Annotated in this window: 12 protein-coding genes; 6 read left to right on the top strand and 6 right to left on the bottom strand. The window is 71.7% G+C overall.

Features of this window, described 5'->3' with window-relative positions; translation table 11 throughout:
- Positions 1 to 110 precede the first annotated feature (110 nt).
- Both KIH27_RS08225 and KIH27_RS08220 read right to left on the bottom strand, forming a co-directional pair.
- Positions 111 to 935, bottom strand: coding sequence for a serine hydrolase domain-containing protein (locus KIH27_RS08225; RefSeq protein ID WP_214092449.1), 825 nt, complete (start codon positions 933 to 935; stop codon positions 111 to 113).
- A complete protein-coding gene (locus KIH27_RS08220) occupies positions 932 to 1951 on the bottom strand; it encodes a class I SAM-dependent methyltransferase (protein WP_214092487.1) in 1020 nt (339 codons plus the stop codon). Before KIH27_RS08220 ends, KIH27_RS08225 begins: the two co-directional genes overlap by 4 nt.
- A 69-nt stretch (positions 1952 to 2020) precedes the next feature.
- Here KIH27_RS08220 and KIH27_RS08215 point away from each other — a divergent pair, with 69 nt between their 5' ends.
- From KIH27_RS08215 to KIH27_RS08205, 3 genes are read left to right on the top strand one after another with little or no spacing between them, the layout of a single operon-like run.
- On the top strand, positions 2021 to 3106 hold the full coding sequence (locus KIH27_RS08215; protein WP_214092448.1) for an S-(hydroxymethyl)mycothiol dehydrogenase: 1086 nt from the start codon (positions 2021 to 2023) through the stop codon (positions 3104 to 3106).
- Positions 3103 to 3729 carry an MBL fold metallo-hydrolase gene (locus tag KIH27_RS08210; protein WP_214092447.1) on the top strand — a complete coding sequence of 209 codons (627 nt, stop codon included), beginning with the start codon at positions 3103 to 3105 and terminating at the stop codon, positions 3727 to 3729. The genes KIH27_RS08215 and KIH27_RS08210 overlap by 4 nt, the downstream gene beginning before the upstream one ends.
- A gap of 22 nt (positions 3730 to 3751) precedes the next feature.
- The gene (locus tag KIH27_RS08205; protein ID WP_214092446.1) at positions 3752 to 4843 is read left to right on the top strand and encodes a class I SAM-dependent methyltransferase; all 1092 of its coding nucleotides are present in this window, start codon (positions 3752 to 3754) and stop codon (positions 4841 to 4843) included.
- A 9-nt stretch (positions 4844 to 4852) separates the two neighbouring features.
- On the opposite strand, the gene KIH27_RS08200 is transcribed toward KIH27_RS08205, so the two are convergent.
- A complete protein-coding gene (locus KIH27_RS08200; protein ID WP_214092445.1) occupies positions 4853 to 6421 on the bottom strand; it encodes an Hsp70 family protein in 1569 nt (522 codons plus the stop codon).
- A 172-nt stretch (positions 6422 to 6593) separates the two neighbouring features.
- On the opposite strand from KIH27_RS08200, the gene KIH27_RS08195 reads away from it, so the two are divergent.
- The 3 genes from KIH27_RS08195 to KIH27_RS08185 are packed head-to-tail and all read left to right on the top strand — an operon-like array spanning position 6594 to position 9190.
- Positions 6594 to 7769 (top strand): MFS transporter, encoded by a 1176-nt coding sequence (locus tag KIH27_RS08195; RefSeq protein ID WP_214092444.1) that lies wholly within the window; start codon positions 6594 to 6596, stop codon positions 7767 to 7769.
- 54 nt (positions 7770 to 7823) lie between these two features.
- Positions 7824 to 8498 (top strand): cutinase family protein, encoded by a 675-nt coding sequence (locus tag KIH27_RS08190; protein ID WP_372451325.1) that lies wholly within the window; start codon positions 7824 to 7826, stop codon positions 8496 to 8498.
- Positions 8499 to 8545: 47 nt separating this feature from the next.
- Positions 8546 to 9190, top strand: a complete 645-nt coding sequence (locus KIH27_RS08185; protein WP_214092443.1) for a cutinase family protein — start codon at positions 8546 to 8548, stop codon at positions 9188 to 9190.
- Here the strand turns inward: KIH27_RS08185 and KIH27_RS08180 are convergent.
- From KIH27_RS08180 to KIH27_RS08170, 3 genes are read right to left on the bottom strand one after another with little or no spacing between them, the layout of a single operon-like run.
- The gene (locus KIH27_RS08180) at positions 9187 to 10746 is read right to left on the bottom strand and encodes an acetolactate synthase large subunit (protein ID WP_214092442.1); all 1560 of its coding nucleotides are present in this window, start codon (positions 10744 to 10746) and stop codon (positions 9187 to 9189) included. The two genes, KIH27_RS08185 and KIH27_RS08180, sit on opposite strands and share 4 nt — an antisense overlap.
- The gene (locus tag KIH27_RS08175) at positions 10743 to 12134 is read right to left on the bottom strand and encodes an FAD-binding oxidoreductase (RefSeq protein ID WP_214092441.1); all 1392 of its coding nucleotides are present in this window, start codon (positions 12132 to 12134) and stop codon (positions 10743 to 10745) included. Before KIH27_RS08175 ends, KIH27_RS08180 begins: the two co-directional genes overlap by 4 nt.
- Positions 12135 to 12143: 9 nt before the next feature.
- Positions 12144 to 14483 carry a Tex family protein gene (locus KIH27_RS08170; protein ID WP_307856813.1) on the bottom strand — a complete coding sequence of 780 codons (2340 nt, stop codon included), beginning with the start codon at positions 14481 to 14483 and terminating at the stop codon, positions 12144 to 12146.
- Positions 14484 to 14498 lie beyond the last annotated feature (15 nt).

The raw sequence follows: 14498 nt of genomic DNA, 5'->3' as shown, positions 1-14498 counted from the left end.
CTCCACGAGGGACGTCTTCCCCAACGACCTGATGGGCCTGCCTTGAGCAGTGATGCTGCTGATTATTCAGTGCTGTATGGGTCTATTGTGCCTTGTGAGGCGCGTGTTGGCTAGTGTCGACCGTATTCGGCGATCACCGCATCGGCCAGGACCGGCCACCGCGGCAGCGCCCACTCCCCGAAATCACGGTCGGTGAGCACCACCAGAGCCAGGCTGATCGCCGGATCTACCCAGATCAGCGTGCCCGACTGCCCGAAATGGCCGTAGCTGCGGGCCGAGTTCGCCGCCCCGGTCCAGTGCGGCGATTTGCCGTCGCGGATCTCGAATCCCAGCCCCCAGTCGTTCGGGCGCTGCGACCCGTAACCGGGCAGCACGCCGCCCAGGCCGGGGAACTGCACACTGGTCGCCTCGGTGTGCAGCGCGGCCGAGACCGTGACCGGCGCCAGCAGGTCCGCGGCGAACGCGGTCAGGTCGGCGACGGTCGAGGTGCCGCCGAACCCGGCGGCGGCCGTCCCGCCGTCCAGCCGGGACGCCGTCATACCCAGTGGCTCGAACACGGCTTCGGCCAGGTAGCGGTCGAACGCGATGCCGGACGCGTCCTGCACCGTCTCGGCCAGCACCGTGAAGCCGTGGTTGGAGTAGATCCGGCGGGCGCCGGGCGCGGCCAGGATCCGGTCGGAGTCCATCGACAGTCCCGAGGCGTGCGCCAGCAGGTGGCGCACGGTGGCCCCGGGCGGCCCGGCCGGCGTGTCGAGTTCGACCGCCCCCTCCTCGACCGCGACCTGCACCGCCCGGGCGACCAGCGGTTTGGTCACCGACGCCAGGTAGAACGGGCGTGCCGGGTCGCCGTGGGCCGCCAGCACGCCGGCCGGGCCGACGACCGCGGCGGCCGCGTGCTCGACCGGCCAGTCGGCCAGCGCGTCCAGCGCGGTCATTTGCGCGCCAGGTAGTAGTAGTTCCCCGGGTCGGCGGCCACCTCGGCCACCGTGACGTCGGTGAAGCCGGCGTCCCGCAGCATCCGGGTCGCCAACTGGTGACCCCAGACCGTGCCCAGCCCCGCCCCGTCGAACGCCAGCGACACCGACATGCAGTGCATCGTCGAGATCGCATACAGGTAGGAGGCCAGCGGCACGCCGACGTTCTCCTCCAGCAGGCTGGACGCCTTGATGTCGGCCATCAGGAACACCCCGCCGGACCGCAGCGCGGCGTGGATCCCGGCCAGCACCTGCGCCGGCTGCGCCTGGTCGTGGATGGAATCGAACGCGGTGACGACGTCGTAGGCCTCGGTCAGCTGCAGCCGGGCCACGTCCCGGGCCTCGAAGACCGCATTGCGCACCCCGAGCGAACCGGCCTCGGCCACCGCGACCGCCAGGCTCTCGTCGGAGAAGTCGATCCCGGTGAACCGGCTCAGCGGGTATTCACGGGCCATCAGGTTCACCGCGTGCCCGGAGCCGCAGCCGATGTCGGCGACGTCGATCCCGGCGTACAGCCGCTCCTGCAGGCCGTCGACCAGCGGCAGAATCTCATCGATCAGGGCGGCGTCGAGGATCTGGGCGCTCTGCTCGGCCTGAATGGCGTGGAACCGGGGGTAGGCGCTGTACGGCAGGCCGCCGCCGTCCCGGAAGCAGTCGACGATCTGTTCCTCGACCTCGCCCATCATCGGCACCGACATCGCCAGCGACGCCAGGTTGTCGACGCCGGCCGCCCGGGTCAGCACCGCGGCGCGCTGCGCCGGCAGGGTGTACGTCGACGTCGCGGGGTCGTAGTCGACGACCCGGCCGGTGACCATGCCGCCCAGCCATTCCCGCACGTAGCGTTCGTTGAGTCCGGCCGCCTCGGCGATCGCGGCACTGGTCGCCGGCGGCCGTCCGGCCAGCGTGTCGAACAGCCCGGTCCGGTGGCCGATGCTGACCAGAATCGCGGCGCTGGCGGCGTCCACCATGTCCAGCATCCGATCGGTGAACTGCTTGGTGTCCTCGGTGTCTTCGGTGGGATCGATCACCCAGGTAGGTTAACCGGCATGAGTCAGACAGTGCGCGGCGTGATCTCGCGGAAAAAGGGTGAACCGGTCGAGTTGGTCGACGTCGTCATACCCGATCCCGGGCCCGACGACGTCGTGGTCAAGGTGATCGCCTGCGGGGTCTGCCACACCGACCTGATGTACCGCGACGGCGGCATCAACGACAGCTACCCGTTCCTGCTCGGCCACGAGGCTGCGGGCACGGTGGAGTCCGTCGGGTCGAACGTCACCTCGGTGGCGCCCGGCGACTTCGTGGTCCTGAACTGGCGGGCGGTCTGCGGGCAGTGCCGGGCCTGCAAGCGCGGCCGGCCGCAGTACTGCTTCTCCACGTTCAACGCCTCGAAGCCGATGACGCTCACCGACGGCACCGAACTCACCCCGGCGCTGGGCATCGGCGCGTTCGCCGACAAGACCCTGGTGCATGCCGGGCAGTGCACCAAGGTGGATCCGGCCGCGGACCCGGCGGTGGCCGGGTTGCTGGGCTGCGGGGTGATGGCCGGCCTGGGTGCGGCGATCAACACCGGCGCGGTGACGCGCGATGACACCGTCGCGGTGATCGGCTGCGGCGGGGTGGGTGATGCGGCGGTCGCCGGGGCGGCGCTGGTCGGGGCGAAGAAGATCATCGCGGTCGACCGGGATGACACCAAGCTGGCCTGGGCGCGGGAGTTCGGCGCGACCCACACCATCAACGCCGCCGACACCGACCCGGTGGCCGCGATTCAGGACCTGACCGACGGGTTCGGCGCCGACGTGGTGATCGACGCCGTCGGCCGCCCGGAGACCTGGAAGCAGGCGTTCTACGCTCGGGACCTGGCCGGAACCGTTGTGCTGGTGGGGGTTCCGTCGCCGGACATGACACTGGAGATGCCGCTGATCGACCTGTTCTCGCACGGCGGCTCGCTCAAGTCGTCCTGGTACGGCGACTGCCTACCCGAACGCGACTTCCCCACCCTGATCAGCCTGTACCTGCAGGGCCGGCTGCCGCTGGAGAAGTTCGTGTCGGAGCGCATCGGGCTGGGCGACGTCGAAGCCGCCTTCGCCAGGATGCACGGCGGGCAGGTGCTGCGCTCGGTCGTGCTGCTGTGACGCCGGGGATCGAGCGGGTCGTCACGCACGGCACCTTCGAACTCGACGGCGGCAGTTGGGAAGTCGACAACAACATCTGGATCGTCGGCGACGACTCGCAGGTGGTGGTCTTCGACGCCGCCCACACCGCGCAGCCGATCGTCGACGCGGTGCGGGGCCGCATGGTGGTGGCGGTGGTCTGCACGCACGGCCACAATGACCACGTCACGGTCGCGCCGGAGCTGGGCGAGACGTTCGACGCCCCGGTGCTGCTGCACCCCGCCGACGACATGCTGTGGCGGATGACCCACCCGGACAAGGAGTTCCAGCCGGTCTCCGACGGTCAGGCCCTGACCGCGGGCGGCATCGAACTGCGCGCGCTGCACACGCCCGGGCACTCCCCCGGCTCGGTGTGCTGGTACGCGCCGGAGTTGGGCGCCGTGATCAGCGGCGACACCCTGTTCCACGGCGGACCCGGCGCAACCGGACGCTCCTTCTCCGACTTCCCGACGATTCTGTCCTCGATCTCGGGTCGGCTCGGTGCGCTGCCCGACGACACCGTCGTCTACACCGGGCACGGCGACAGCACCCGGATCGGCGACGAACTGGTGCACTATGACGACTGGGTGACACGCGGCCACTGAGGGTTATCTTGGGGAGGTGCGGATGCGGGAATCGAGCATCGTCGTGCGTCCCGAGCCGATGGGCAGCGCGACGTGCACCCCGTCGAACCGGCTGCAGGCAGCCGGTCTGCGTCGTGCGACCGCCGTCTTCCGGGAACTCGCCGCGGAGGTTCCGCTGCCCGCGGCGCCCCGGCCGATCGTCATCGCCGACTACGGCGCCGCCACCGGTCACAACTCGCTGCTGCCGATCGGCGCGGCCATCACCGTGTTCCGCCGGCGCACCCGAGCCGACCATGCCGTGCTGGTCACCCACACCGACCTGCCGGGCAACGACTTCACCGCGCTGTTCACGACGCTGGCCGAGGACCCGGACAGCTATGCGCTGAAGGATGCGGCCACCTACTCCTCGGCGATAGGGCGGTCGTTCTACGCCCAGATCCTGCCGGCCCTCAGCGTCACGCTCGGCTGGTCGTCCTGGGCGACGATGTGGCTCAGCCGGCCGGCCGCGGACCTGCCCGAGGTCGCCGACCACGTCCACGTCGCACACACCGGGGACGCCGCCGCCCAGCAGGCCTACCGGCGACAGTCCGCCGAGGACTGGCAGAACTTCGTGGCGTTCCGCGGCCGGGAACTGGCCCCCGGCGGCAAGCTGCTGGTGCTGACCGCCGCCGTCGACCGGCACGGGCGGTTCGGCTATCAGCCGCTGCTCGACGCGATCGCCCAGGTGCTCGACGACCAGGTCGCCGAGGGGCTGCTCAGCCGGGACGAGGCCCGGCGCATGACGATCCCGATCATCGGGCGCAGCGAGGGCGAGTTGCGGGCACCGTTCGCCCCGGCCGGCCGCTTCGAGCAGCTGTCGATCGAACGGCTGGAAGTCTTCGACGGCGAGGACCGGTTCTGGGACCGCTACCTGCTCGACCACGACGCCGGGGCGCTCGGTTCGCAGTGGGCCGAGTTCACCAGCGCCGCGATCTTCCCGACCCTGGCCACCGCACTGGCCGGCGGGCTGGGTGATCCGCGGACGGCTGATTTCATGCGCCACCTGGAGGTCGGCGTCGCGGCCCGGCTGGCCGCTTCGCCGCAGCAGATGCAGATCCCCCTGGCACTGGTCGTGCTGGCCAAGCGGGCGCGGTAGCCCGGGAGGTCAGGGGCTGGTCGGCTCCTCGGTGAGCCCCGGGGTCGGCGGCACAGCCGGCGTGCCCGGCACACCGGGGTTCTCGGGCAACTCCGGGCCCTCCAGGTTCGGCAGTACCGGCGGCAGCACCGGTACCGGCGCGGGCGGCAGTTCGGTGCGCGGGGCGATGACGGTCGTGGTTGCCACCGGGCCCGGGATGTCGGACTCCGATCCGCCGTCGGCGGCGCGCCGCAGCACGAACACGGCGATCGTGCCCATCAGCAGTGCCAGCACCGCGGCGACGATGATCACCGGCACCGGACGCCGATACCAGGAGATCCCGCCGGCACCGGCCGCGGCCTCCGGTTCGACCGACGGCCGGGGACGCGGTGGCGTGGGTCGGGGACGCGACGGTTCGACGGCGGCGGCGGTGGCGGCCGGTTCGTCGGTCGCCAGGAGCGGTTGGACGGTCTCAACCGGCGGCGACGGCGGTGTCGGTGTCGGCACCGGCGCGTCGGACGGTGTCTCGGCTGTCGGCACCGCGACCTTGGGCGCCGGCGTCACCGTGCCGGCGACGCCCAGTGCCGCTCCGATGGCCGCCGTCAGCTGTGGCCGCGGCGACGTGATGACGGGGACGCCGAAATGCCCGGCAAGTGCGGTGGTGACCGCCGGCAGGTTCGCCCCGCCCCCGGCCGACACGATCGCCGCCAACCGATCCCGCGCAATGTCGTTGTCCGCCAACGTGTTCTCGACCACGGTGAGACACCCGGCGAGCGGTTGCCGGATCGCCTCATCGAGTTCGGCCCGGGTCAGCCAGGCACCGCCATGAAAGCCGGCCAGTTCCGCCACGGTCTCGGTGGACAGTCGCTCCTTGGCATCCCGGCACTGGCTGCGCAACCTGGTCAGCGAACCCACCGTGGGCGGCCCGTCGTCCGATCCGTTGGAGCTCAGATCGGCCACCACGTGATCCAGCAGGGCCTGGTCGATCACGTCGCCGGAGAACGCGGTGTGCCGCCGGGTCACGCCGATCGGCTCGTAGTCGCGGGCCGCGTCGACGAGCGTGATGCTGGTGCCGCTGCCGCCGAAGTCGCAGACCGCGATCACGCCCTGGTCCGGCAGACCCGGGTTGGCCCGCAGCGCGGTCAGCACCGCGACGACGTCCGAGGTCAGTGACACCGGCTGCTGCGACCACTCCGACACCCGGCCCAGCGCGGTGCGCAGTGCGTCGACGGCCCGCCGCGACCAGTGCGCAGGGTGCGTCACCGCCACCGCGGGCGGCAGCGGGTCACCCTCGGTCACGGTGTAGGCCAGCGCGTGCAGGGCATCGGCGAGCAGCTGTTCGGCCCGGTGGGTGGAGCCGTCGGCCGCCGCGACCGGTTCCGCTTCGCCGACCCGGTCCACGAAATCGGTCACCACCAACCCGTGCTCGTCGAGGTCGGAGAGCGCATCCGGGTTCTCCGACGGCGTGCCGATCCGTGACGGCCGGTCGCGGTAGAGGGTCAGCACCGGCCGGCGGGTGATAGCACGGTCGGCGGTCACCGCGCACAAGGCGGTCGCACCGACCGACATGCCCATCGCCGGGCCCGTGTCCTGTGCCATGCTGTCCAATCCGCTGTCCCCACCGGCCCCCGCTCACGCACCGGATTTCCAAATTTTATCGGCGGATGCTCCATATACCCGACATTGCGGCGCTGATGGTGTGCCGGGCAACGCATCTGCACCACATCGGAACGCCCTCGCATGCGCCTGAACGGACCTAGCATGTGGTCGTATGTTGAGCGCGTGGCGGTTCGTCACGGTCTTCGGAACCGTCAGCCTGCTCGCCGACGTGGTCTACGAAGGCGCCCGCTCGATCACCGGGCCGCTGCTGGGCGCGCTGGGCGCATCCGGCCTGGTCGTGGGTGCGGTGACCGGTGCCGGGGAGGCCGCGGCGCTCGGACTTCGCCTGGTGTCGGGCACATTGGCGGACCGCACCCGACGGTTCTGGGCCTGGACGATCTCCGGGTACGCGCTGACCGTCGTCACGGTGCCGCTGCTCGGGGTGGCCGGGACGCTGTGGGTCGCGGCCGCACTGGTGCTCGCCGAGCGGGTCGGCAAGGCGGTCCGCAGCCCCGCCAAGGACACGCTGCTGTCGCATGCCGCCAGCGCTGTCGGGCAGGGCCGGGGGTTCGCCGTGCACGAGGCGCTGGACCAGATCGGCGCGGTGATCGGCCCGCTGACGGTGGCCGCCGTGCTGAACGCCACCGGCGGCGACTACACCCCGGCGCTGGGCGTGCTGGCGCTGCCCGGGGTGGCGGCACTGGCGCTGCTGGTGTGGCTGCGGATGCGGGTGCCCGACCCCGCACGATACGAACTCGACACGACACCGGAGCGACCCGCCGCCGTCGCCGGCGACGGCGGCCGGTTGCCCCAAACGTTCTGGCGCTACTGCGGATTCATCGCACTCACCATGACCGGATTCGCGACGTTCGGGCTGCTGTCGTTCCACATGGTCGCCCGCGGCGTGCTGCCGGCGTCCGCGGTGGCGGTGCTGTACGCGGCGGCGATGGGCGCCGACGCCCTCGCGGCGCTGGCGTCGGGCTGGTGCTACGACCGGTTCGGCGGGGTGATCCTGGTCGCGCTGCCGGTGCTGGCCGCGCTGGTCGCGGTGTCGGCGTTCACCGGCCGGCTGGCCACCGTCGTCGTCGGCGCGCTGCTGTGGGGTGCGGCGACCGGCGTGCAGGAGTCCACCCTGCGCGCGGTGGTGGCCGATCTGGTCGGACCGGCGCGGCGGGCCACCGCCTACGGGGTCTTCGCCGCCGGGCTCGGGGCAGCCGCAGCGGCCGGCGGTGCACTCACCGGTTGGCTCTACGACGTCGGCGTACCGGTGCTGGTGGCGACGGTCTGCGCGATTCAGTTGCTCGCCATGGTCATTGGCGGCACAGTGCTGCGACCCGATCATGTTTAGCGGTCCTAAGAGTGTCCCGCGCGAGCCGCGGCCGGCTTATGACAGCATGGGGGCGTGGGCACACGTCGAACCATCCCTCTCCTCGGTGCTGCACTGGCTGCGGCCTGGCTGCTGCCGACCGCCGTCCCGACACCCGTGGCGCGAGCCGCCGAGTCATGTCCCGACGTCCGGGCCCTGTTCGCCCGGGGTACTGACGAGGACCCCGGCGTCGGGGCCACCGGTCAGGCGTTCATCGACGCACTGCGGTCCCGGATCGGCAACCGGACGCTGGAGGTCTACCCGATCGCCTATCCGGCGACCAACGACTGGCCGACCGGCATCGAGGGCATCCGCGACGCCACCGCGCACATCGAGTCGACGGCGGCAACCTGCCCCAAGACCCGCATGGTGCTGGGCGGCTTCTCGCAGGGCGCGGCCGTGATGGCCTTCTCCACCGCCGACGCCATCCCCGACGGGGTGGACGGCGCGGACGTGCCGCGACCGATGCCCGTCGAGGTCGCCGAGCACGTCGCCGCCGTCGTCCTGTTCGGCACCCCGAACGCCCGGGCGATGAACTTCCTCGGCCAGCCTCCCGTCGTGATCGGGCCGGCGTACGCGGGCAAAACCATCCAGCTGTGCACCCCCGAGGACCCGGTCTGCTCCGAGGGCCTCAACTTCGCCGCGCACGACCCGTCGGCGTACGACGGGATCGTCGACGAAGGCGCGGCGTACGCCGCGAACCGGCTGTAGCCCAACCCCGGGGAAGAAGAATGACCCCGCCATGTCAGCATTTACGGATGCTTTCCCGTGCCGTCACCCGCTGCGTAGCCCCTGCGATCGTGCTCACCGGAGCGCTGCTGAGCGCCCCGGCCGGCGTGCCGATCACCGCGGCGGCACCCTGCCCGGACGCCGAGGTGGTCTTCGCCCGCGGCTCCGGCCAGCCGGTCGGCCTCGGTGACGTCGGCGACGCGTTCGTCGCCGCGCTGCGTGAGCAGGTGACGGACAAGTCGCTGGAGATCTACCCGGTCGAATACCCGGCCAGCACCGACTACCACAACAGCGCCCTGCTCGGCGAGCGTGACGCCACCGCGCACATCGAGGCGACGGTGGCGAACTGCCCGAACACCAAACTGGTGCTCGGCGGCTACTCGCAGGGCGCGGCGGTGACGGCGATGTCCAGCAATTCGATGCCGCCGGCGGTGGCCGCCCACGTGGCGGCGGTGGTGCTGTTCGGGCCGCCGAGCAGCCCCTACTCCAGCGGCCTGTGGGGCGGTCCGCTGCCGGTGCTGGCCAGCAGCTACCAGTCGAAGAGCATCGACTTCTGCCTGCCCAACGACATCTACTGCACCGACGGCGGCAGCGTGATCCCGCACCTGATGTACGTGCAGGACGGCAAGGCCGACGAGGGCGCCGCGTTCGCCGCCGGCCGGCTGAAGGGCTAAAACAGCGTCGGGATCCGCGCGTCGATCAGGTGCGGCCCGGGTTCGGCCAGTGCGGCGCGGAACTGCTCGGCGAGCTCCTCGCAGGTTTTCGCGACCGTCGCCGGCACCCCGAAGCCCTCGGCGATCTTGGCGAAGTCCATGTTCGGCCGGGACAGGTCCAGCAGGTCGTTCGCTTTGGGTCCCCCGCCGTCGGCGCCGACCCGGGACAGTTCCAGCCGCAGGATGGCGTACGAGCTGTTGTTGATCAGCACCGTGGTGACGTTGGCCTGCTCCCGTGCCATCGTCCAGAGCGCGGAGATCGTGTAGGCGGCGCTGCCGTCGGCCTGCAGCGCGATCACCGGCCGGTCCGGGGCGGCGATCGCGGCGCCCAGCGCGACCGGCAGCCCCTGCCCGATCGCCCCGCCGGTGAGCGTGAGCACGTCGTGGCGCGGTGATCCCGCGGTGGCCGCCGGCAGCAGCAGCCCCGACGTGTTGGATTCGTCGGAGATGATCGCGTCGTGTGGCAGCAGGGCGCCGATCACCTGCACCCAGTTCTGCGGGGTCAGATCCCCGGACGGCAACTCCGGTGTGGCGGCCGGAGCCGGCCGGGGTGCGACGCCCGGGGCGACCAACTGTGCCACGTCTTCCAGGGCGGCCACCACATCGGTCTCCAACCCGGCCAGGTTGTGCACGACGGCCCCCTCGGGCACCAGGTCGCTGGGTTTGCCGGGGTAGGCGAAGAACGACACCGGGGAGCGGGTACCGGCGACGATGAGGTGCTTGATCCCGTCGAGTTGGAAGGCGGCCTGCTCGGCCAGGTAGCCGAGGCGGTCCACCGCCGGCACCCCCGCACCCCGGACCAGCCGGGCCGGGAACGTCTCCACCAGCACACGGGCACCGGTGGCGGCGGCGATCCGGTCGGTGGCCTCCAGTGCGCGCACGGCGGCGGCGGCGGGACCGCCGATCAGCAGGGCGACGGGTTCGCCGCTGCGCAGCACGGCGGCGATCTCGGCGACGGCGCCCGGGTCGGGGGCCGCCGCGGGCACCGGGTCCACCTGTCCGGCCGGCTCGGCGCCGTCGTCCCAGGAGATGTCGGCGGGCAGGATCACGTTCGCGACCCGCGCCGGGCTGGCCATCGATGCGGCGACGGCCTCGGCGGCATCCCGCCCCACGTCGGCGCCGCAATCGGTGCGGCGGGTCCAGCCGTGCGTCCAGTCCGTCAGCGGTTCGATGTCGGATTCCAGCGGCGCGTCGTATTTCTTGTGGTAGGTGGCGTGGTCACCGATGACGTTGACGACCGGCACGTGCGCGCGCCGGGCGTTGTGCAGGTTGGCCAGCCCGTTGCTCAGCCCCGGTCCCAGGTGCAGCAGGGTGGCGGCGGGCCGGCCGGCGATCCGGGCGTAGCCGTCGGCGGCGCCGGTCACCACGCCCTCGAACAGGCAGAGCACCCCGCGCATCTGCGGCACCGAGTCGAGTGCGGCGACGAAATGCATCTCGGAGGTGCCGGGGTTGGCGAAGCACACCCGCACGTTGGAACCGACCAGGGTGGCGATCAGGGCCTGTGCGCCGTTAGTCATCGATTGTCTCTTTCGTTGAGCACCACACCGGGATTGAGGATTCTGGCCGGGTCGAATGCGTCTTTGATCCGGCGCAGCACGGCCAGCTTCACCGGGTCCTCCAGTTCGGTGAAGTGCTGCGTCTTGACCCGGCCGAGGCCGTGCTCACCGGAGATCGCGCCGCCCAGGGTCATCGCGCCGGCGAAGATGTCGTGCAGCAGCCGGTGCCGCACGTCGTCGTCGGCGCAGAACACCGCCAGGTGCACGTTGCCGTCGCCGGCATGCCCGCAGCCGACCACCCCGGCACCGGCAGCCTGCGCGAGTTCCTGTGCCCGGGTGAAGAACTCGTGCATCCGGGTGCGCGGCACCACGACGTCGATAACGTCGTGGGCGCCGGCCGCCTTCGCCGTCCAGAACGCCCGCTCCCGGGCCTCGATCAGCGCGTGCGCGGAATTTCCTTCCAGTACATACAGATCCAGTGCGCCCAGCGAGTCCAGCAGTTCACCGAGCATCGCCACGTCACCGTCGAGCCGGTCCCGGTCGCGGTTCTCCACCCCGATCACCAGGTACGCCTGCGCGGTGTCCCGGATGCCGTCGGGGATGCCCAGGCTCAGGTTCTGGGTGTAGCTGATCGCGGCCAGCGTCAGGTTGTCGACGTACTCCAGGATGTCGGGGTCCGCCCCGCTGCGCACCACCGCGGGCACCGCCTGCAGCACTGCGGGCAGGTCGGCGAACGGCACCAGCAGGGTGGCCGAGTGCGCCAGCCGCGGATACAGCCGGACGGTCACCTCGGTGGCCAGCGCCAGCGTGCCCTCCGAGCCGATGATCAGCTGGGTCAGGTCGTAGCCGGTGGACAGTTTGGTGACCTTGCCGCCGGTGCGGATCAGCTCGCCGGTCGGCAGCGCCGCCTGCAGGCCGAGCACGTTGTGCCGGGTCACCCCGTATTTGACGGCGCGCATGCCGCCGGCGTTGGTGCCGACGTTGCCGCCGACACTGGCGGAGAGCTCACCGGGGAAGACGGTGTAGACCAGACCGGCGGCGGCGGTCGCGGTGTCCAGGTCGGCCAGCGTGACCCCGGGCTGCACCACCGCCACTTGATTGTCCGCATCGACTTCGAGCACGGCGTTCATCCGCTCGAAGGAGATCAGCAGGCCGTCCGGGCACGGCCGGGCGCCCCCGGACAGCCCGGTCCCGGAACCGCGCGCGGTGACCGGGATCCGATGTTCGGTGGCGGCGGCCAGCAGCGCCGCGACCTGCTCGGCGGTCTGCGGGCGGGCCACATACGCCGGGGTGACCGGTGCGCCGACCAGCGCCTCGTCGTGGCCGTAGTCGGGGCCGATCGCCTCGGCGGTCAGCAGATCGCCGGCGCCGACGATCGCGACGAAGTCATCCCGCGGCTGCGTGGTCATGTCCCGCCGTCACCTCCCGAAACCGGCGTTGCGCAACGCGTCCGCCATCGACCCGCTCGGCCGTCCACCGCCGGCGGCCGGCCGGCGCTCCCCCCGATTCTGCTTGCCGCCGTCGCGGCGCGGGGCGGGTTTGCCCGCCTGGCCGGCTTTGGGCCCGTCTTTGGGCGCATCCCTGAGCCGCAGGCTCAGCCCGATCCGCTGACGTTCGACGTCGACATCGACGACCTTCACCCGCACCACCTGGCCGGATTTGACCACCTCGTGCGGGTCGGAGACGAACTTCTCCGACATCGCCGAGACGTGCACCAGGCCGTCCTGGTGCACGCCGACATCAACGAACGCGCCGAACGCCGCGACGTTGGTGACGACCCCCTCCAGGATCATTCCGACCTTCAGGTCGGCCACCTTCTCCACCCCGGCGGCGAAGGTGGCGGTGGAGAACGCCGGTCGCGGGTCGCGGCCCGGCTTCTCCAGTTCGGCCAGGATGTCGGTGACGGTCGGGATGCCGAACCGCTCGTCGGCGAAGTCGGCCGGGGCCAGCGAGCGCAGCGCCCGCTCGTCGCCGATCAGTTCGGCCAGCGTGACACCGGAACGGTCCAGGATGCGCCGCACCACCGGGTAGGCCTCCGGATGCACGCCCGAGGTGTCCAGCGGGTCGTCGCCGCCGGAGATCCGCAGGAACCCGGCGCACTGCTCGAATGCCTTGGGCCCCAACCGGGGTACGTCCAGCAGCGCGGACCGGCTGCGGAACGGCCCGGTCGCGTCGCGGTGGGCGACGATCGCCTCGGCCAGCGACTGCGACACCCCCGACACCCGCGCCAGCAGCGGCACCGACGCGGTGTTCAGGTCGACGCCGACCGCGTTCACCGCGTCCTCGACCACCGCGTCGAGGCTGCGCGCCAGCGTCCCGGGGGTGACGTCGTGCTGGTACTGCCCGACGCCGATCGACTTCGGTTCGATCTTGACCAGCTCGGCCAGCGGGTCCTGCAGCCGCCGGGCGATCGACACCGCGCCGCGCAGGGTGACGTCCAGGTCGGGCAGCTCATGGGCGGCGTAGGCCGACGCCGAGTACACCGAGGCGCCGGCTTCGCTGACCATCGCCTTGGCCGGGACGGCCGCGCCGGCGGTGCGGATGTCGGTGATGAGCTCGGTGGCCAGCGCGTCGGTCTCCCGGGATGCGGTGCCGTTGCCGATCGCGATCAGGTCCACGTTGTGCCGGGCCACCAGCGCCGCCAGCGTCGCCTTGGCCTGGTCCCACTGCTTCTGCGGCTGGTGCGGATAGATCGCGCAGGTGTCGACGACCTTGCCGGTGGCGTCGACGACGGCGACCTTCACCCCGGTCCGGAAGCCCGGGTCCAGGCCGAGCGTGGTGCGGTTGCCGGCCGGCGCGGCCAGCAGCAGGTCCTTGAGGTTCTTGGCGAACACCGTCACCGCGTCGGCCTCGGCGCGCAGCTTCAGCCGCATCCGGGCGTCGACCGCCGCGGAGAACATCAGCCGGGTGTCCCACGCCCACCGCACGGTCTCGGCCAGCCACGGCGTCGCCGCGCCGGGTGCGGTCATGTCGATGTCGAGGGAGCGGGCGACCATCGCGTGGTACGCCGTGTCCTCACCGCCATCGAAGGCCAGCGACAGCGCCTCCTCCTTCTCGCCGCGCAACACCGCCAGCACCCGGTGCGACGGCATGTCGTCGAGCGCCTCGCTGAACTCGAAGTAGTCCCGGAACTTCTGCGCCGCAGCGCTTTTGGCTGCCTCGGCCGACCGCGGCACGGTGCGCACCGAGCCGCTCGACCAGAACTTCTCCCGGACCGCGCCGACCAGTTCGGCGTCCTCTGCGGCCCGCTCCACCAGGATCGCGCGCGCGCCGTCGAGCGCCGCCTCGGCGTCGGCGACCTCCTCGCCGATGAACTCGGCGGCGACCTGCCGGGGGTCCAGTGACCGGTCGGTCAGCAGCCGGTCGGCCAGCGGCTCCAGGCCCGCCTCCCGGGCGATCTGCGCCTTGGTGCGCCGCTTGGGCTTGTAGGGCAGGTAGATGTCCTCGACCCGCGCCTTGGTGTCGGCCGTCAGCAGCGCCGCCCGCAGATCGTCGGTGAGCTTGCCCTGCTCCTCGATCGAGGCCAGCACGCTGGCTCGCCGGTCGTCGAGCTCCCGCAGGTAGCGCAGCCGCTCCTCCAGCGTGCGCAGCTGGCCGTCGTCGAGGCTGCCGGTGACCTCCTTGCGGTAGCGCGCGATGAACGGCACGGTGCTGCCCTCGTCGAGCAGGGCGACTGCGGCCGCCACCTGCCGTTCTGCCACTGCCAGTTCCTCGGCGAGCCGGGTGTTCACCGGCTTGAGCGCTGCGTTCGGAGTCACGCGGAGGGACCCTAC

The sequence above is a fragment of the Mycolicibacter acidiphilus genome, assembly GCF_018455725.1.
GTDB lineage: Bacteria > Actinomycetota > Actinomycetes > Mycobacteriales > Mycobacteriaceae > Mycobacterium > Mycobacterium acidiphilum.
Note: the sequence above shows the minus strand (reverse complement) of the source record. Positions and strands in the feature narration are given on the sequence as shown.